The organism is Haloferula helveola (assembly GCF_037076345.1).
Taxonomy (GTDB): Bacteria; Verrucomicrobiota; Verrucomicrobiia; order Verrucomicrobiales; family Akkermansiaceae; genus Haloferula; species Haloferula helveola.
In genome coordinates this window covers 701,890-720,224 of sequence record NZ_AP024702.1, presented here as the reverse complement: position 1 = coordinate 720,224, position 18,335 = coordinate 701,890, and the positions used below count along the sequence as shown (strand labels likewise).

Below are 18,335 nucleotides of genomic sequence, written 5' to 3'. Positions count from 1 at the left end.
CATTCCGTAGCGGTGGCGGAAGGAAAAACCGGGGCTTAATCGGACCCGGGATGTCCGCTGCCACAGGATGACGACATTCCGGATTTTTGGCCCACTCGGAGCGGGTTTCCATGGAACGATGAAGAGAGCGCTCCCGTTTCTTGCATCGGTCCTGACCGCGGTCGCGGCGGCCGAGGAATTCGAGGTGAACATCCGCGTGGATGCCGGTGGGTCGATGGGCCCGCTTGAACCGATCTGGCGGTTCTTCGGCGCCGATGAACCGAACTACGCGACGATGAAGAACGGCCGCGAGTTGCTGGGCGATCTCGGTGAGATGAAGCCGGGCGAGGTGTTTTTCCGAACGCACAACCTGATGACCAGTGGCGACGGGACACCGGCGCTGAAGTGGGGCTCGACGGGAATGTATGGAGAAGACGGGCGCGGTCGACCGATCTATGATTGGGAGATCGTCGACGGGATCTTTGATGCCTACCTTGAGAATGGCGTCCGACCCTATGTGCAGATCGGATTCATGCCCGAAGCGCTCTCGGTGAAGCCACAGCCCTACCGCCACCATTGGACACCGCGGGCGAAGTACGACGAGATCTATACAGGCTGGGCTTACCCGCCGAAGGATTACGCGAAGTGGGAGGAACTCGTCTTCCAGTGGGCGAAGCACTGCGTCGAGAAGTATGGCGAGGAGGAGGTGCTCCGCTGGTACTGGCAGACCTGGAACGAGCCGAATATCGGTTACTGGCGGGGAAGTCGGGAGGAGTTCTTCAAGCTGCATGACCATGCGATCCACGCGGTCCGGCGGGCCCTGCCCGGAGCGAAGGTCGGTGGTCCGGACGTTGCGGGCGGTCCGGGTGGCGACTTCCTCGAGGCCTTCATCAAGCACTGCATGGAAGGGAAGAATGCCGCGACCGGTGAAACGGGCACACCGATGGACTTCATTTCGTTTCACGCGAAGGGATGGCCGAAGACGGTGGACGGACGCGTGCAGATGGGGATTGCCAACCAGCTCCGCGACATTGACCGCGCCTTCGAGGTGATCGCGAGGTATCCGCAGTTGAGGAAGACGCCGATCGTCATCGGTGAGTCGGATCCGGAAGGATGTGCGGCATGCCAAGGGGACCAGCTCGCCTACCGGAACGGGACGATGTATTCGAGCTACACGGCCGCGTCGTTTCCCCGGAAACTCGACCTGGCACGCAAGCGGGGCGTGAATCTCGAAGGCGCATTGACTTGGGCCTTCGAGTTCGAGGATCAACCCTACTTCGCGGGATTCCGCTCGCTCGCGACAAACGGGATCAACAAGCCGGTCCTCAATGTCTTCCGGATGTTCTCGATGATGTCGGGTGAGCGTCTGCCGGTCGCCAGTGACGGTGCGTTGCCGCTTGATGAGATCGTTGAGAAAGGGGTGCGGGAGCGGCCGGATGTCGGGGCGCTCGCGGCTCGTGACGGGAAGAGGATCACGATCCTGACTTGGCATTACCACGACGACGATCTGCCGGGAGCCGAGGCGGCAGTGAGCATCACACTTGTAGGAGCTCCGGAAGGGAAGCCTGTGAGCGTGGCGCACTACCGGGTCGATCAGGAGCACTCAAACAGCTTCACGATGTGGCAGGCGATGGGATCACCACAGAAACCAACCGAAGCACAGGTCACGGAATTGAAAGCGGCTTCCGAGTTGGTGAAGCTCGACGATGGGATTGATCTCGTAGCCGAAGGGGGGGCGACTGCATTCAAACTCGATCTGCCCCGTCAGGGCGTATCCCTGCACGTGCTTGAGTGGGACTAGGAGATTCCGAAGCCCGTCAGTGACGAATGGCTACAGGATCGATTGAAGCGCTTTAGGGCGCGGCGCCGTCGGCGGGCGGATAGGACCGGACGCGGTAGAAGCCGGTTGCCGATGAGGGCAGCGGAAGGTCGCTGACCACGGTGCTGCCGCCGCTAGCGCTTCCTCCGATGAAGGTTTTCAGCGTGGTCCAGCTCCCGCCTTCAAGCGATTCGGAGAACTCGACATCGTAGAGGAGGTCGTCCCGTGACTCGAATTCGAGTTCGAGGGCGGTCTCGCTACGGGTCAGGCTCAGCACACGGAACGGTCCGACTTCCGGGAGTCCGAAGAGCGGGTGGAGTTGCTCGACGGGCACGACGCCGTTGGTGATCGTCAGTTCATCCATCCAGCCGTCGAATACCCGGTCGACCGCATTTGACGAGTTGAGGTGGGCGCCGATGATCAACGGGCCCGAGTTCGCCGTGCCCGTGGCGCTCGTCGCAACTACATCGACCTGATCGTCGAGTGTGAAACGGGCAGTGTTTGCCACCGGATCGAGGGCGACGCTCACGAAGTGCCAGTTCGTGTCCGGAATCGAGAGCTGGCTGGTGACGATGCTTGAACCAAGATGGAGGGCGAGATTGCCGTAGGTTGTCGCGTTGCCGTAGCTGCCGGCGGCCGCGAGGAACATGTAGTCCAACTCGGAGTCGGCTGATCCCAGCGGCTTCTTCACGGCCAAGGGTGCCGAACTTGCCGTGTTGGCGCCGGTTGGCAGGCTGCGGAGCTTCACCCAGGCCGATACGGTGAATGGGTCGCTTGAGCCGAAATCCAATTCGCGGCCGTCCGCGCAGGTCAGGTAGTCCTGCTGGCTTGCGTCGAATTCGAGGGATGCGGCGTTCGGTTCGCCGAGCAGCGGGTCGGTCGTGAAGGGGATTTCGCTTGAGAATGCCGGAGCGGAAGGTCCCGGAGCGGCGTCATGACCGAAGGGCATGCGGTCGGTGAGGTTGTTGTCAAAACGGAACATCACGCGGTCGCCAAGGAAAGCGTAGGGGTCCGCATTCTTCACTCGCTCGGTCATCAGCGCTTCCTCCAGACGGCGGAGGATCAGGCAGTGTGACGTTTGCTCGGCGAGGCCGGGTACGCCGTGTTCCGGCAGCAGTTCGAAAGGATTCTCCTCAAGGTCGAAAAGCTGTGTGACCTGGGTGGCGTTGTTTCCCACGTCGTAACGAATCAGCTTGAATCGTCCGTCGGTGACCGAACGCATACCAGGCTTGTCACCCCCCGCATAGAGGCCGTAAACGTAGTCGCGGTGGACGTCCGTCATGCCCTCGAGGACCGGACGAAAGCTGGCGCCGTCGTTGCCGTCGATCGTTGACGGTAATGCGATTCCCGCTAGATCGCAGAAGGTGGGGAAGGTGTCGTGTAGGTAGATCAGGGCATCGGTTTCGTTGCCTGCGGCAATACCGGGTCCGCGGACGATGAAGGGGACGCGCCATGAGTGTTCGTAGAGGTTCTGCTTTCCCATCAAGCCATGTCGACCGACGGCGATGCCATGGTCTGCCGTGAACACGATGTAGGTGTTGTTGATCACGCTGTCCGAGTTGTCGCCATCGCCATCCGGGTCCTCCAGTTTGGCCAGGACCCGACCGAGTTGTCGGTCAATCCAGTCGACGCATGCAAAGTTCCGGCCGATCTCGTTGCGGATGACGGCCTCGTTGCGGTATTCAAGCACTCCGGCGACATTGACTTCATCGCGTACACCGAAGTGCCCGTGATCGAATGGGTGGAAAGGATAGTTGGCGGGTGTGCCGAGTGTGGCGTTGACCGGCAAATGGTTGAAGGGAATCGGTGGAGCGGCGGGGTTTACAGTGAGGCTGCCGGGGCTGGTGGTGTTGATGCAGCCGTAGCGGCCGGTGAGGTTCGGGTTGGTCCGGGCATTGCGTTCGTCGTGAGGATGGGAAAAGCCGAGATACATCAGGAACGGCTTGCCGTTGGGTTGGTGGTTGGCGCGCCAGTGGTCGATATGCTCGAGGGTCCGATCGGCGTGCCATTCGCTGCCGCTGCCGTCCGTGTTGCCCCGTTTGCTCGCGTCGTTGACGATTGTGAACTCGTTGTTCGCCGTGGGGTAGCTGTTGCCGGACTTGCAGGTCCGGTAGGTGGCGTAGGGCAGGTCGGGCAAGCTGCTCCTGACGCCGCGATTGAATATCCCGGGAAAGGTCAGCGCGGCGGTCATGCCGTTGGTACGCTGCCAGGTACTCCGCCCGGTCATGATGCAGGTGCGCGAGGCGGTGCAGACCGCTCCAACCTCCGAGCCCATCAGGCGTGCCTGATGGAAGAGCATGCCTTCGTCGGCAAGACGGTCGATGTTCGGGGTGTCGATCACGTAGGGATTGCCTGATCCATCCGGTTCTGCGGGTTCGCTGCGGCGGTAGGCACCGACGGAAAAGGTGTCCTGGTCATCGGTGATGATGAACAGGAAGTTCGGTGGCGATGCGCTGACCGACGGAGTGGCGGAGGCTTCGTCGCTGGGTGCCGACTCGACCGCGTCGATATTCACCGCGGTAACGACGTAGTAGTAAGTGTTGCCATTGATCGCTGTATCGTCGGCGAATCCGCTGTTTCCGGAGGTGCCGATCTGGGAGTAGGGACCGCCGGGACCGGTTCCGCGCTTGATCCGGAACTCAAGGAAGCCGGGTTGGGTGTTGTCATCCCAGTTCAGCGTGACGAGATCGTTTCCCGCATTGGCGGTGAGCCCGGTGGGAACCTGTGGCGGATCGGGGACGAAGGCCATCGGCGTGGCCGAAGCCTCAGTCGAATCGGAGGAGACGTCGTCCTCGGTATTCTCCGCGGCAACGACATAGTAGTAGGTCACCCCGTTGGTCAGCCCGGTGTCGGTGAACTCACTTTCGCTTGGCGTGGCGCCGGGGACGTCGACGTAAGGGCCGCCCGGCGAGGTCGAGCGCCGCACGATGAAATTGGCGAAGCCGTACTGGGAGTTGTCGTCCCAGTCGAGCGCCACCTCCGTGTCGCCGGAGGTTGCAACGAGGCCGGTTGGCGTTTCCGGCGCAGGTGGGGGACCGCTCGGCAGCAAACGCAACTGGTACCCGCTGATGTGGGCACGTGCGAATCCCTGGGCCTCGGCGAACAATGTCTGTGACGTTGCATCGGCGGTGAAGCTGCCGATGACGAACTGGTCGTTCAGGTCCACATTGTTGCCCAATCCGTCGCCGAAGCGCATGACGCGTCCGTCGGTGGAGGCCCGGTCATCGACAAACCAGATCTGGATCTCGTATTCGGCACCGACGCTCAGGGCTCCACCGCCGATGCTGACGGTTTGGGATGCGGGAGCTCCGTAGTCGACGGTGCTCAGCATGGTATCGTAGCCAGGATCGCCACCATTCGTGCCGGAAGAAAGGTCCACTCCGGCGGCCGATGCGGGGTCCTCTGAGAAAATGGACTGGCTTCCGGTGAAGAGGACGCCGTTGATCGTCGTGTTGGTCAGCGGATCGCCGGTGGACAGGGCGTTGATGGCCTCGACCAGCGTGCCGTTGGTCGAGACGTCCGACGAGTTGCCGGCTCCGGTGGAGACCGCAGTGGGTGTTCCCCACACGATCGGGGCGGCGTGCAAGGTCACGACGTGGAGACTTGTGAGCCAACACGCGATCGCGACACGCATCGGACCGGGGTGGGGGTGGACGACGATGGAGCGGTCCATAGGGTGGGTTTCGGGCTTTGGAAGAGGGCTGCCGGGTTGCTGACGGGACTGCAATTCGCGTGTCTCCCCGGACGCCAGGGCATCGGGAATCATCGCTCGATGCGCATGAAATAGCTAGCCGGGTCTCCTGTAACGTCAACCGTGGCACTATAGACTCCAGCAGGACTTTCGTTGAAAACGGTGTCCGGCGTTTCGTCGATGAGGAAGGAAAGAAGGTCGGTGCTGGCCATGATCTTCCAGTCGGTGACACCGGGGTCGCCAAGGAAGTTGATGATGAAGGAATTGGCGGTGCGGCTGACGCCGGTGATCACGGCCGGGGGAGCAGCCAGCGAAGCAAGGGCGAAGCCGTTGATCGGATTGAATTTGTGCGAGGCATCGGACCAGATCCTTGAGGCTGAGATGGTGACGCGGGTTCCGGCCTCGATGCCGGTGAGGTCGAAGAAGTACCAGTCCGGAACGGGGACTCCGGTATTCGGGTCGTCCGGGCTGACGGTTAGCCATTCCGGGGCAGGAGGACCGGCGAGGGCGGCTTGCGTGGTGAAGGACTCCATGCCGTCGACCGCCACGGAGAACGGCACGTCGCGGAGGTTGCCGGTGGTGGAGTCGATAGTCGCCGCGGTTCCCTGGATTTCGGATGCTCCAACGCAAATGGCCAGCCGCAGACCATCAGGAACGGCTTCGTCGAAGGTGAGTCGGAAGATGTTCCTTGGAGTGTTATCTGCGAGTCCGGTGTTGTACAGCGAGCCGCAGCGGAAGGTTCCCCCGTCGGGATTCTCCAGTTCTGCGGTGATTGCCGGATTGATCGGGCTCGTCGGCTGGTTTGTGTTCCAAGCGGATAAGGACGAGGAGAGTTTCTCGAAGCGCACGGTCTGACCACTCACGGGAGTCTCGATGCCGGTATAGATCGCTCCGCCCCGCTTGTAGGTCCCTGCTTCGATGTCGTCATCGTCGGTGCCGACGAAGAGATAACCAAAGCTGCCATAGCCCGAGTTGTTCCAACTTCCGTTGCCGGAGGCGGAGCCGGCGGCAGCCACGTTGGCCGGCGGGCCGACGACATACACGTCCACGTACACCACGGTGGCGTCTTGACCATCGGAGGCGGTCACATCGAGGGGATAGTAAGAAGTAACGGTATAGTCGATCGTACCCGCGACGGTGATCTCGCCGGTGACGGAATCGATGTCGAAAGCGCCGCCCGGGTCCCCGGCGGTAATCGAGTATTCTATGGCGGACGGTCCAGTGTCCGGATCGGTGGCTGAAACGGTGCCGACGACGGCGCTCGGTGCGGATTCGTTCAAAACCTCGAACTCGTAAGAGCTCTCGTCGAATACCGGTGCCTGATTCGGAAGGACGCCGGGAGGACCCGTGACGAGAATCGCATTGAAGTGGACGTTGCCGAAGCCCAATGCGGTCAGGGTGAGATCCTGCGATGTGCCGGAAGCGCTGAAAGTACCGATGGCATGCTGGCCATATTCACTGGTCTGTACTCCGGCCGCAGGGTTTCCGCCTGCCAGATCGACCGGCGTGCCAATTCCATCACCGAAGCGCATGACCCGGTCGTCGGACGCCTCGCGCTGATCGTTGAAGAACACCTGAATGGTGTAACTGCCACCATCGAGCAGGCCGTCAAGTGTCAGGGTGCCGCCGGTGATTCCTGAGGGTGAGCCGTAGGAATCGGTCACAGATGCGATCACGGTGTCGAAGTCCGAATCGCCCGTCGACGAGATGGAACTCCCGCCGTATACGTTGTCCGCCACCCGTGCACGCGGATTCGGGCCACCGGCAGTGGCGGTGAATACATGGGGCGAGAGGGTTGTAAAATTGGCGGAGATGAAATTGTAAGTGGACGTTCCGCTGGCGCCTCCGTTGGTGATCGAGCGCGAACTGGAGCCCCCGGTAAGAGCGATTACGACGTTGCCCTCGATCAGGTTGGTCTTGCCGCTGGTGGCGACTGCAGGGCTCCAGGAGATGGGTGCGGCGGAAAGCCAGCACGAGCCGAGTGCACCGACGCAGCATGCGCTGATGGTTTTTCGGGGATTCATTGGGTTTTGGTTTTTTATTGGGTTCAGTGGCGACGGCGGAAGAACAGGACTCCCGCGAGAGACAGCATGAGCAGAGAGGAAGGCTCGGGGATCGCTCGGATCTGGTAGGCGGTGAGATGGGCGCGGCCGAAGCCTTGGGCCTCCGTGAGGAGGTCTTGCGAGGTGGCGTCTGCGGTGAAGGTGCCTACGGCATACTGATCATTGAGGAGCACGTTGCTGCCGTTGCCGTCGCCAAAGAGCATGACGCGGGAGTCTTGGGCAGCTCGGTCGTCCACGAACCAAACCTGGATGAGATACTGGTTCCCGATGACGAGGTTCCCATTGCCGACGCTGATGGTCTGGGATGCAGGCCCGCCGAATTCTACGTTGCTGAGCAGTAGATCGTAGGTGGCGTCACCTGCGTTGGTGCCGGCGGACAAGTCCGAAGTGTTGTTGGTGCCTGAGCCTGTTTCGGAGAACAGGGTGTTGTTTCCGAGGAAGGTGACGCCATTCACGGTGGTGTCGAAGCTGGCTGGCGTCTGGTTCGACGATACGCCGTTGAATGCCTCCACCAGTGTCCCCGTCGTCACGACATCGGACGAATTGCCCGGGCCCGTTGAAATGTTTGTTGCGGAACCCCAGGTGATGACTGCGGCACCCGCAAATGGGGAACAGCAGAGATACACCCCTAAGGCCAAGACGAGAGGTCGGGGAGACGGTGGATAGGTGACGGAAGACATGGGGAGGTGGGAAGTAATCATCCCTTCGATCAAGATACCGTGACCGTTCCTGCGGTTACGAAATCTGTGGATCTTTTTTGGATTCCGTCGCGAAACTGACGCTGGCACTCGCCCTACTATGAGACGAGGTAGGCCCCTCCAATACGGGGCAATCGATTCCCCAAATGTCGGAGTGACTCCACTGGATGCCGTATCCAGACCTTAAACAACTCCGATTCGGGCCCGGTCGTAAGGAAGCGTCAGGGTTTGCTCTCCTCGTAGATGCGGGCGAGTTCGTCGGAATTCAGCACGCGACGGAAGACTAGGACTTCGTCAATTCTGCCTTCGAAGCGGCGCCGCTGGGAAAGACGGGATATCGTTGGGCGAGTGCTTCCGTCTGCAAGACTTGTGCCCGGAGGGGTCTCGTAACTGGCCCGGGTCATTTCGCTCCACGAGCCGATCTGGAAGTCGCCGAAGTTTGGCGTCGCGCCCCGGCGCGGGATACCGTTATCACGGAGACTTAGGGTGATGCTTCTTCCGTCGACGAAAAGCGCGGCTTTTCCGGAAGCCGGATCGTAGGTCGCTGCGATGAACTGCCAGCGTCCGGAGGAGACGGTCCCGCGAGGCGATTGAAATGCTGCCGCTTCGTGAATGCCCAATGCCACACGGCGTTCTTCGGTAACTTGTAGGTGGATGTCCCCGTGCTCCCAACCGATCGATGTGACGAGGGAATTGATCCGATTGGAAAAGTGGGAGGCATTCAGCCACAGAGCGATCGTGAAGCCGCGGCTTTCGAAAGGCTCATCGAGGCGGGCCTCGACGGCGTCATTCGGCCGATCGAAAAGCAGGCAACCCTTGCCTTCGATACGGCCGCTGACCCGGCTTGCCCCGTAGACGACCGACTTGGGAAGCTCCGGGCCGTTGATCGCTTCGTTGGGGAGGACTTTGCCCTGCGATCGGTAATCGGTGAACGGAAGGTAGAACGCGAGGTCGGGGTGCGAGACCATCCTCTTGAAATGCACTTCCCAGCGACGGCGTGCGATTTCGGCAGTCGCGGCATAGGCGTCGAAATCCTTCTCGTCGGCAAGTTCGACGATACCGGCACGCAGTCTGAAGCCACCCTTCAAGGCCTGCTCGGCAGCCTCGTTGATGGCGAAGGAAGTTTTGCCGTCGAGAACATGGGCGACTACGGCGTCTCCGTCAGCCGAGACACCGAATTGGGTAGCCGGGAAGCCGCGGAAGCGGGTGTCGGCAACCGTGAGCCGGAGCGGTCCGGCATTGGCTGTGGACTCGAACCAGACGCGTCCCTGGTGCAGCTTGAGTCCCCCTGTATGGGAAATGGAAAACCGGGAAGGAGCCTCGATCACGAGGGTGATTCCGGGCGCAGGTTTCAACTCCACCAGTCCGGATTGGAGAGAGTGCTCCCCGGGACCGAGTTCGCCAGCGTCGGCGAGCTCGCTGCCGTCGGCGACCGCGTTGAAGCTTTCTCCGATCTCAAAGCTCACGGAAGCGGGGTCGGCATTGGCGGTGTCCGGTGAATGCCGGTCCCCCGTTCGGTTTCCGACGACCAAGGCGACCGTCAGAACCGCGGCGGCGCCGAGAGCGGCGGTGGGAAGGATCCAACGCCGTTTTTGGCGCTGTTGCACGGCCGGCACGCTCTGAAGTAGGCAGTCGAGTTGGTTGGCTCGGATGTAGTCCCGGCGGGCATCGGGGTCGTCCAGCAGCAACTCGCGCAAGTTCGAGACATCCTCGTCCCCGGCGCGGCCCTCCCTCAGATCGAGAAGCAGGTTCTCTATCCAGCGACGCCGGTGTTCGGGAGTGGGAAAGCTCTTCATGTCGCCAGCCGTTGGTCGATGCAGTGTGCCAGCTTTCTTCGGACGCGGAAGAGCGCTTGTTTCACCGAATTCGGATTGCCTCCGCTTTCCTCGGCGATGGACTGGGTGGAATGACGCTCATGGTAGAAGCGCCGGATCAACGAACGTTCCGAACCATTCAGGTGGGCGAGGCAATCTCGCAGGGCGTCGCGACGGCCATCGAACTGGCCGTCTGCGAGTTCAGCTTCGGCGGCAAGGGCTTCCAAAACCTCGGCCGTCAGCACGCTGGTCTTGTCTCGTGACCGGTCGCGTAGATACGCGAGGACCTGAAAACGGGCCACCGTGGAAGCCCACGCGCCGAAGTTGCTTCCGGCGCGGAAGTCGGCTTGCTTCCGCCAGAGAACGAGGTTCGTCTCCTGCAGCACGTCCCATGAGGCGGCCTCGTCACCGAGCAGCGAGAAGATGTAGCCGAAGAGCCGTTGCTGGCTTCCGGTGATCTCACGCGCGAACTCGTCGTTTTGCATGTCTTCTCAACAAAATACCGCCTGTGGGGCGGAGGTTACGAAGAGTTAGGTGGGGAATTCGCGGAGGATGAGCTCCGTATTCTCAGGTGCGAAGCCGGAAGGCCTCCACCGGCTGGCCGCCGACGAGGTGCTCTTCGATGATTCGGTCGAGGACATCCGGAGTGCACGAGTGATACCAGACACCCTCCGGGTATACGACCGCGATCGGGCCGCGGACACAGACGCGCAGGCAGTCGGCCTTGGATCGGAGAATGAGTGGCGCACCGCGTCCGAGGGCGGCGAGCCGTCGTTTCAGATGCTCCCACGACGCGAGACCGACCGCCGGGTCGCAGCACTTCGGCTTCGAGGCATCCGCGCAGAGGAAAATGTGGCACTCTCCGCGTCCGACACCCGCGGCGACCGCCGCGGTCCGAAGCTCTTCATCCAAGTCGGGGCTCACGGAACGAGCTTCCCGTCGTTCGCCGCGATGTCGAGTTAGGACTCCTCGGCGTCCGCCGGATCGTCTGCGATCAGTTCTTCGAGGGGGAATTCCTCACCGGATTTCCCCTTTCCGAAATCTGAGGTGTCGGGATCGGAATGGCGCTCGATGAAGCGGCGGACGATCGCATCGACTCCGGATTCGTTGGGTCCGGCTTGCGTTGGAGAAGAAGACGGGCGGGACATGATCCAACCATGAATCCGATCCGCTCGAAGGAGGAGCCGTCGCCGGTGACAAACATGTGGATGGTTCGGAAAACGAAAAAGCCGCCCCGGAGATCCGGGGCGGCTTTGAGAGGTAGGGACCCCGACGGAGTCGGGGCTTGTCCGCGGTCGGCCCAGGGTGTCCGACCCTTACCGAATTACTTCTTCGCGGCCTTGCGGGCGGTCTTCTTCTTCGTCGCCTTCTTGGCGCGCGGGACGGATCCGCTGTTGATCGCGGCCTGGGCGGCGGCGAGGCGGGCGACCGGCACGCGGTAGGGCGAGCAGGAGACGTAGGCGAGTCCGAGCTTGTGGCAGAAGTTCACCGAATCCGGATCACCGCCGTGCTCGCCGCAGATGCCGAGCTTGATGCTGCGGCGGGTGCTGCGGCCCTTCTCGACGGCGATCTCCATGAGCTGGCCGACGCCGGTGGTGTCGAGCGAAGCGAACGGATTCTTCGGATAGATGTCGTTCTCCGTGTAGCTGGTCAGGAACGAGCCCATGTCGTCACGGCTGACGCCGAGCGCGGTCTGGGTGAGGTCGTTCGTGCCGAAGGAGAAGAACTGCGCGTGCTTGGCGATCTCATCGGCCGTGACGGCGCCACGGGGGACTTCGATCATGGTGCCGACGAGGTATTTGAACTTCACGCCCTTGGCCTTCATCACTTCCTTGGCGACGCGGTGGATGATTTCCACCTGAAGCTCGAGCTCACGGGCGTAGCCGACGAGCGGGACCATCACTTCCGGTTCCACTTCGATACCCTTCTTCACGCACTGGGCGGCGGCTTCGAAGATCGCCTGCGCCTGCATCTCGGCGATTTCCGGGTAGGAGATCGCGAGGCGGCAGCCGCGGTGGCCGAGCATCGGGTTGAACTCGTGCAGGTCGTGCACGCGCTGCATGATGGTCTCCACCTTCACGCCCAGCTTGCGGGCGAGGTCCATCTGCTGCTCCTTGGTGTGGGGCAGGAATTCGTGGAGCGGCGGGTCGAGCAGGCGGATGGTTCCCGGCTTGCCGTCGAGGGCCTTGAAGATGCCAAAGAAGTCCTTGCGCTGGTGCGGCAGGAGCTTCTTGAGCGCCTTGCGGCGGGCCGGCTCGTTGTCGGCGAGGATCATCTCGCGCATGGCGTCGATCCGGTCACCTTCGAAGAACATGTGCTCGGTCCGGGTGAGGCCGATGCCCTGGGCGCCGAAGGCGACCGCGGTCTTGACCTGCTCCGGAGTGTCGGCGTTGGTGCGGACACCCAGCTTGGTGGCTTGCGCGCACCATTCCATGAGCTGGACGAAGTTCTTGAACTTCTCGGTCTTCTGCGAGGCCTTCTTGCCTTGGATGAGACCGGTGATGATCTCGGACGGCTCGGTTGCGAGCTCACCGCCATAAACGGTGCCGGCGGTGCCGTCGATGGACAGGTAGTCACCTTCCTTGAAGGTCTTTCCACCGGCCTTGACCGTCTTCTTGTCGTAGTCGATCTCGACGCCACCGGCGCCGCAGATGCAGACCTTGCCCATCTGGCGGGCGACGAGAGCGGCGTGCGAGGAAACACCACCGCGCGAGGTCAGGATGCCCTCGGCGGCGATCATGCCGCGAAGGTCTTCCGGGGAGGTCTCGACGCGGACGAGGAGAACCTTCTCGCCCTTGTTGGCGGCGGCTTCGGCGCGGTCGGCGTTGAGATAGATCTTGCCGGAAGCGGCACCGGGGCCGGCCGGGAGACCGCTGGCGACCACCTTGGCCTTCTTCACCTCGGCGGCGTCGAAGACTGGGGCGAGGAGCTGGTCGAGCTGGTCGGCCGGGTTGCGGAGCACCGCGGTCTTCCAGTCGATGAGCTTCTCTTTCACCATGTCGGCGGCGAACTTCAGCGCGGCGGCGGCGGTGCGCTTGCCGTTCCGGGTCTGAAGCATGAACAGCTTGCCGTCCTGGATGGTGAACTCGACGTCCTGGACGTCCCTGAAGTGCTTTTCGAGGATCTGGCGGACCTTGAGGAGTTCCTTGTAGGCCTTCGGCAGAGCTTGGGCCATGCCCGAGACGGGGTCGGGAGTGCGGACACCTGCGACCACGTCCTCACCCTGCGCGTTGACGAGGAACTCACCGTAGAGCTCGTTCTCACCGTTGGCGGGGTTACGGGTGAAGGCCACGCCGGAACCGGAGTTGGTGCCGGTGTTGCCGAAGACCATCGCCTGCACGTTGACGGCGGTGCCCCACTCGGCGGGGATGCCGTACTTGCGGCGGTAAACGATCGCGCGGTCGTTCATCCACGAGCTGAAGACGGCGCCGGCGGCTCCTTCGAGCTGCTCCCACGGATCTTCCGGGAAGCCGTGGCCGGTGCGGGTCTTGACCAGCTTCTTGAAGAGGTCGACGAGATTCTTGTTGTCCTCGGCGGTGAGGTCGGAGTCGACGATGTCCTTGCCGTAAACCTTGTGCTTGTACGACTCGATCGCGTGTTCGAACGGCTCGTGGTCCTCGTTCGGACGCTTCTGAACGCCGAGCACGACGTCGCCATACATCTGGATGAAACGGCGGTAGCAGTCCCAGGCGAAACGCTCGTTGTCGGTGGCCTTGGCGAGGGCGGCGACGGTGGCGTCGTTGAGGCCGAGGTTGAGGACGGTGTCCATCATGCCCGGCATCGAGTCACGGGCGCCGGAGCGGACTGCGACGAGGAGCGGGAAGCCCTCGGAGTCGCCGAACTTGTAACCCATGATCTTCTCCATGTTCGCCACACCGGCTTCCATCTGGGCGCGGAGGACCTTCGGATAGGTCTTCTTGTGGTCGTAGTAGTAGGTGCAGACCTCGGTGGTGATCGTGAAGCCGGCCGGGACCGGGAGACCGATGCGGGTCATCTCGGCGAGGTTGGCTCCCTTGCCGCCGAGCAGGGCCTTCATCTTCCCGTTGCCGTCGGCCTTGCCGTTGCCCCAGGTGTAAACGTACTTCGGTGCCTTCGCGGCAGCCTTGGTCGCCGCCTTCTTCGCGGTCTTTTTGCGTGTAGCCATCTTGTGTGGTGGATGTGTTTGCTTCCGTGGAAATACCGGCGGCGCGAGCAAAGTGTAGACCCCTCCGGCGCGGACGCGCGGAGCTTAGGGAGCGGGAAACCCGTGTCAATGAACGAGTTCCGACGGTTCCCGTCATCACCGGAACGCTTCCGCCGGGGCCGGAAACCGGCCGTTTCTCAGCGGCGGCCGTGGGGACGTCCGAGCGGGCGGAAGGGCTCCTTCTCGGGCGGGGCCTCGAGGTTGCGGTTGGCTCGGTAAGGAATGCCGGCATGGAGATGCAGAATGCGGCGCACTTCCTCGATGCCCTCGGGGTGCTGGTGGGCGCTGTGGTCCGAGGGAACGACCTTTTCCGAGACGGCACCATCGAGGTGAGAACTCCAGTAGGCAACCACGCCGTCGCTGGAGTCGGGGGTGTCGCCTTTGCCGCGGTCGCCGACGATCGTGTGGTAGGGGATCGTGGAGCGGATCGGGTATTCGTTGATCAGGCGGACGAAGCGATTGGTCGGCGAGAGCGTGTCGATGCTGCTCGGGAAGCGGTCGAGCTGGAAACCCGAGGCATCGAGGCTGAGGGAGGTGACCAACGTGTTTCGAAGGTCGGCGAGGGTGGATGGAAAGCGGACGAGTTTGACTCCGATCCAACCGATGATGTTGGTGGCTAGCTCGCTGCCGCGGTGAGGGGCGGAGATGAAGATGGCTCGGTCGATATCGTTTCGGGCGTTGAAGAGCAGCGAGTCCTCGAGGAGCTCCCGGCTGTAGCCGCTGATCGAAGTTTCCGACGGTGCCGTGCCGAACATCGAGCGCCAGATGCCGTCACCGACGTCGGTAACCATCAGCCGCGAAATCAGTCCTCCCATGCTGTGTCCGATGATCACGATGTCCTTGTGGCCCGGGTGGAGGGCGGCGACTTCGTCAAGTTGCTCGCGGAGCAGCGAGGCAGGCATCGGGTAGGGATAGCCACTCGGGTAGCTGAAGGCCCAGAACTGGTATTTCTCCCGGATTGCCGGATCGGCCATGAGATCGAAATACATCGGGGCGAACGAGGCGGGCGTGTCCTGGAGGCCATGGACGAACAGCACCGGGATTCGGTCGGGATCGTAGGGCTGGACCATCAACAGCCGCGCTGTGTCGTCGTATCGGGACGGATTGATCAGACGGGCGAGCCCGAGCTTGTCGATGCGTTCCTTGGAGAGTCCGTAGGCGATGTTGGATCCGAAGTCGGCTTTGAGCGGAAGGGTCCGTCCTCCGACCCGCACCTCAAGCGACTCGTAGGGATCGAGCAGGTCGACGGTCGCCTCGTTGCCGTTGAAGCGGACCACCGCGGTGACAGAACGGTAGGGGAGCTGTTTCTTGCGAAGGTTCTGACCGTTCTTCGAGAGGAATGCGACGAGTGGTGCTCCGATGCCCGGACTCACCGCTTCCTCGCGCGCGTAGCGACCGGTGAAACTCAGGCGGTCGCAAGTCACGAAGGTGCGGCCGGGGTCTTTGAGGTCGGCAGGTTCGGTTCCCCGGAGGAGATAGCGTGTCGATCCCGACTCGACTTCGAGCGACTTCTGCCAAGGGCTCACACCGGCCGCGATCAGGTGGTCGATGAGGCGTCCCGTCAGGTAATTGTATTCCGGAATCGCGCTGTCCTTGCCCGATACCACCGCTCGTGCGGCCACGCGGAGGGCGTCGAGAGTGCGCCCGGCTGCTGTCATCGGATCGGGCTCCGAATCGGCCGTGGCCATCAGCTTCTCCACGCTGACCGTCTTAGGCTCGGCGGGATTCGCCGTCCCTTCGTGCACGGAGATCGGTGCCACGCAGCCGGTGAGAATTGCGAACGGAAGGGCAAAGAGGGCGGTTCTGAAGTGCGGGGCCATTGGGTGGGGTCGCGGTTCGTTTTCGGAACATCGTCCAAAAAGGGGACCTCGCGGCCGGTGTCAAATGTCGAATCATCCGAACGGGCCAGCCGTCACTTGTGCGACTCCGGCATGCCGTTAGGGTGGGGAGGTGTGGGAAAAACTGAAGGAGCGTTTGGCTGAGGCCGGGAAGGCGTGGCTGCAGTACGAGTGCGCCTCTCTGGCGGCCGGAGTGGCGTTCTATGCCGGGCTCTCGCTTTTTCCGCTGATGCTGGCGCTGATCGCCGGGGTCGGTTATTTCTTCTCGTTCGTCGAGAGAGGTCGTGACGCGAAGGAGCAGATCATCGCCACCCTGTCCCAGCAGGTCTCCCCGCAGATGGGCGAGGCGTTGGGACATATCCTGGGCAAGGTCGGTTCCGGCGCGCTGGTGACCGGCCCGGTTGCCGGGGTGATGCTGTTGTTCACGGCCTCGGTTGTGTTTTTCCAAATCGACCGAGGGTTCATGCGGATCTGGGATGTCCGCCAACGCAAGACCCCGAAGAGTCTGGCGGCGGCCCTGCGGCGCATGGCGGTGGCTCGGCTGCGCTCCCTGACGATGCTCTTCGGAACCGGACTTGTGGTGATCCTCGTTTTCCTCGCCGGCGTCACGATGCGGCTGGTGAACGGCGTCCTGCGCGAGTGGTTTCCCGCCACGGCGAGCCTTTCGTGGGTGGGATCGTCGCTGATCGGGATCGCGGTCAACACACTGGTGTTTTTCCTGCTCTACCGTTTCCTGTCGAAGGAGCGGCCGAGGACCCAGCTCTGCCTCGTCGCCAGCCTTTGCGCGGCGGCCCTCTGGGAATGTGGCAGCGCGCTGATGGGGTTGTTTTCGTTCGGCAGCAACTTCAGCGTCTACGGAGTGATCGGCTCGTTCCTCGTGGTGCAGATCTGGATCTACTACAATGCGATGGTTCTCTTCGCCGGCGCGGTGCTGGTGCGGGTCGGCATGCGCCCGCTCGACTCCTTGCCACCGGTCGTCAGCAAGTCCGAGGCTTCGGTCGAGGGGCTTTGAAGTGTCTCAGCCAGCCTGGTGCAGGTGCACGTCGGTTTGCGGGAACGGAATGCTGATGCCGTTGGCGTCGAATTCCTCCTTCACGCGCTTGGTGATGGCCCAATAGACCGCCCAGTAGTCGGAGGTCTTCGCCCACGGCCTGCAGATGAAGTTGACCGACGAATCGGCAAGTTCGTGCATCCGGATGACCGGTGCCGGATCTTCCAGGGCGAGTTCCGTTTCCGAGACGATCTTCTCAAGGATACCGTGCGCCTTGTCGATGTCGTCCGAGTAGCTGATGCCGAAGATCATGTCGACCCGCCGCGTGTCGGCGCCGGTGATGTTGGTGATCGTCTGGCCCCACACGCTCTTGTTCGGAACGAGGATGATCTTGTTGTCCCAGCTGCGGATCGTCGTGTTGACGAGGCTCACCGAATCGACGCTGCCGGAAACGCCACCGATCTCGACCGCGTCGCCGACATCGAAGGGCTGGTAGATCATCAGCATCACGCCGTTGGCGAAATTGCTGAGGGTGTCCTGCAAGGCGAAGGCGATGATGAAGGCGCCGCCGCCGATCAGGGCGAGCAGGCCGCCGACCTTCACGCCGAGTGTGGCGAGTCCGACGATGATGCCGATGACGAGGATGCCGCGACGGACGACCTTGCCTGCGAAGCGGTCGAGGAGCTGCGAGCTTCCCTTGTGCTTGTCCATGGCCTTCGAGACCAGCTTGGCGGCAAACGACGCGACGATCGCGGATATCAGCACGATCACTCCGAAGATGCAGAGCTTCTTGACCCAGTTCACCGCGCCGTCCTCGGCTTGGAGCCAGCGGCGGAAGGCCGAAATCAATCCGGTCGGGTTGTCGACATTCATCTCGGCGCCCTTGATCGCGACGAGGTAGGCGCGCATTTCCTCGGGGTCGCCGCCTTTTGCCTCCCATGAGTCGAGGACCGTGCTCAGCCGCTTCATGAGTTCGTCTTCCTCCTTCCGGAGCACCTCGATTTCCGGACTGTCGCCGGCGCCGGAGGAAATCTGTGCCTTGGCGATTTCCGTCGACTTCGCCTTGAGCAGGTCACGCCATGCGGTGGCCTCGACTTCGAGATCCGCGACGGTCAGCGGAGTGAGTTCATACTTCAGCGTCTGCAACTCGATGGTCGGGTCGCCGACCGTGGTGGCTGCCGGCTCGTCTTGGCCGAAGAGCGGAGTGATGAGCAATGAAAGGGAGCAGAGGAGGAGAAGCGGCTTCGTGAACATGGCAA

The 18,335-nt window shown here is 62.4% G+C and carries 12 protein-coding genes; 2 read left to right on the top strand and 10 right to left on the bottom strand.

The window, feature by feature from the left end:
* Positions 1–118 precede the first annotated feature (118 nt).
* Positions 119–1,780 carry a GH39 family glycosyl hydrolase gene (locus HAHE_RS02400; RefSeq protein ID WP_338688273.1) on the top strand — a complete coding sequence of 554 codons (1,662 nt, stop codon included), beginning with the start codon at positions 119–121 and terminating at the stop codon, positions 1,778–1,780.
* 52 nt (positions 1,781–1,832) lie between these two features.
* Here the strand turns inward: HAHE_RS02400 and HAHE_RS02395 are convergent, their stop codons facing one another.
* The 9 genes from HAHE_RS02395 to HAHE_RS02355 all read right to left on the bottom strand — a co-directional run bounded on the left by HAHE_RS02395 (position 1,833) and on the right by HAHE_RS02355 (position 16,007).
* Positions 1,833–5,471, bottom strand: a complete 3,639-nt coding sequence (locus HAHE_RS02395) for a sulfatase-like hydrolase/transferase (RefSeq protein ID WP_338688270.1) — start codon at positions 5,469–5,471, stop codon at positions 1,833–1,835.
* Positions 5,472–5,560: 89 nt separating this feature from the next.
* The gene (locus tag HAHE_RS02390; protein ID WP_338688267.1) at positions 5,561–7,513 is read right to left on the bottom strand and encodes a cadherin repeat domain-containing protein; all 1,953 of its coding nucleotides are present in this window, start codon (positions 7,511–7,513) and stop codon (positions 5,561–5,563) included.
* A 23-nt stretch (positions 7,514–7,536) separates the two neighbouring features.
* Entirely contained in the window at positions 7,537–8,082 is a 546-nt protein-coding gene (locus tag HAHE_RS02385) for a PEP-CTERM sorting domain-containing protein (RefSeq protein ID WP_338688264.1), read from the bottom strand.
* A gap of 389 nt (positions 8,083–8,471) precedes the next feature.
* The gene (locus tag HAHE_RS02380; protein ID WP_338688263.1) at positions 8,472–10,046 is read right to left on the bottom strand and encodes a LamG-like jellyroll fold domain-containing protein; all 1,575 of its coding nucleotides are present in this window, start codon (positions 10,044–10,046) and stop codon (positions 8,472–8,474) included.
* Positions 10,043–10,549, bottom strand: a complete 507-nt coding sequence (locus HAHE_RS02375) for a sigma-70 family RNA polymerase sigma factor (RefSeq protein ID WP_338688262.1) — start codon at positions 10,547–10,549, stop codon at positions 10,043–10,045. Before HAHE_RS02375 ends, HAHE_RS02380 begins: the two co-directional genes overlap by 4 nt.
* 82 nt (positions 10,550–10,631) lie before the next feature.
* The gene (locus tag HAHE_RS02370; protein ID WP_338688261.1) at positions 10,632–10,988 is read right to left on the bottom strand and encodes a hypothetical protein; all 357 of its coding nucleotides are present in this window, start codon (positions 10,986–10,988) and stop codon (positions 10,632–10,634) included.
* Between the two features lie 35 nt (positions 10,989–11,023).
* Positions 11,024–11,212: a hypothetical protein gene (locus HAHE_RS02365; RefSeq protein WP_338688258.1), complete on the bottom strand. Its 189-nt coding sequence runs from the start codon at positions 11,210–11,212 to the stop codon at positions 11,024–11,026.
* Positions 11,213–11,388: 176 nt separating this feature from the next.
* Positions 11,389–14,208 (bottom strand): pyruvate, phosphate dikinase, encoded by a 2,820-nt coding sequence (ppdK, locus tag HAHE_RS02360; RefSeq protein ID WP_338688256.1) that lies wholly within the window; start codon positions 14,206–14,208, stop codon positions 11,389–11,391.
* Between the two features lie 176 nt (positions 14,209–14,384).
* Complete coding sequence (locus HAHE_RS02355) at positions 14,385–16,007, bottom strand: esterase/lipase family protein (RefSeq protein WP_338688253.1); 1,623 nt, start codon at positions 16,005–16,007, stop codon at positions 14,385–14,387.
* 190 nt (positions 16,008–16,197) lie between these two features.
* On the opposite strand from HAHE_RS02355, the gene HAHE_RS02350 reads away from it, so the two are divergent.
* Positions 16,198–17,097 carry a YihY/virulence factor BrkB family protein gene (locus HAHE_RS02350; RefSeq protein ID WP_338688250.1) on the top strand — a complete coding sequence of 300 codons (900 nt, stop codon included), beginning with the start codon at positions 16,198–16,200 and terminating at the stop codon, positions 17,095–17,097.
* 6 nt (positions 17,098–17,103) lie between these two features.
* Here HAHE_RS02350 and HAHE_RS02345 read toward each other — a convergent pair whose 3' ends face one another.
* The gene (locus HAHE_RS02345; protein ID WP_338688247.1) at positions 17,104–18,330 is read right to left on the bottom strand and encodes a mechanosensitive ion channel family protein; all 1,227 of its coding nucleotides are present in this window, start codon (positions 18,328–18,330) and stop codon (positions 17,104–17,106) included.
* Between the last annotated feature and the right edge of the window lie 5 nt (positions 18,331–18,335).

Bases quoted from the DNA above. Each gene is read 5' to 3' on its own strand.
- HAHE_RS02390 (WP_338688267.1), bottom strand. From the start codon at position 7,513: ATGAATCCCCGAAAAACCATCAGCGCATGCTGCGTCGGTGCACTCGGC.
- HAHE_RS02365 (WP_338688258.1), bottom strand. From the start codon at position 11,212: ATGTCCCGCCCGTCTTCTTCTCCAACGCAAGCCGGACCCAACGAATCC.
- HAHE_RS02345 (WP_338688247.1), bottom strand. From the start codon at position 18,330: ATGTTCACGAAGCCGCTTCTCCTCCTCTGCTCCCTTTCATTGCTCATC.
- HAHE_RS02380 (WP_338688263.1), bottom strand. From the start codon at position 10,046: ATGAAGAGCTTTCCCACTCCCGAACACCGGCGTCGCTGGATAGAGAAC.
- HAHE_RS02400 (WP_338688273.1), top strand. From the start codon at position 119: ATGAAGAGAGCGCTCCCGTTTCTTGCATCGGTCCTGACCGCGGTCGCG.
- HAHE_RS02395 (WP_338688270.1), bottom strand. From the start codon at position 5,471: ATGGACCGCTCCATCGTCGTCCACCCCCACCCCGGTCCGATGCGTGTC.
- HAHE_RS02375 (WP_338688262.1), bottom strand. From the start codon at position 10,549: ATGCAAAACGACGAGTTCGCGCGTGAGATCACCGGAAGCCAGCAACGG.
- ppdK (WP_338688256.1), bottom strand. From the start codon at position 14,208: ATGGCTACACGCAAAAAGACCGCGAAGAAGGCGGCGACCAAGGCTGCC.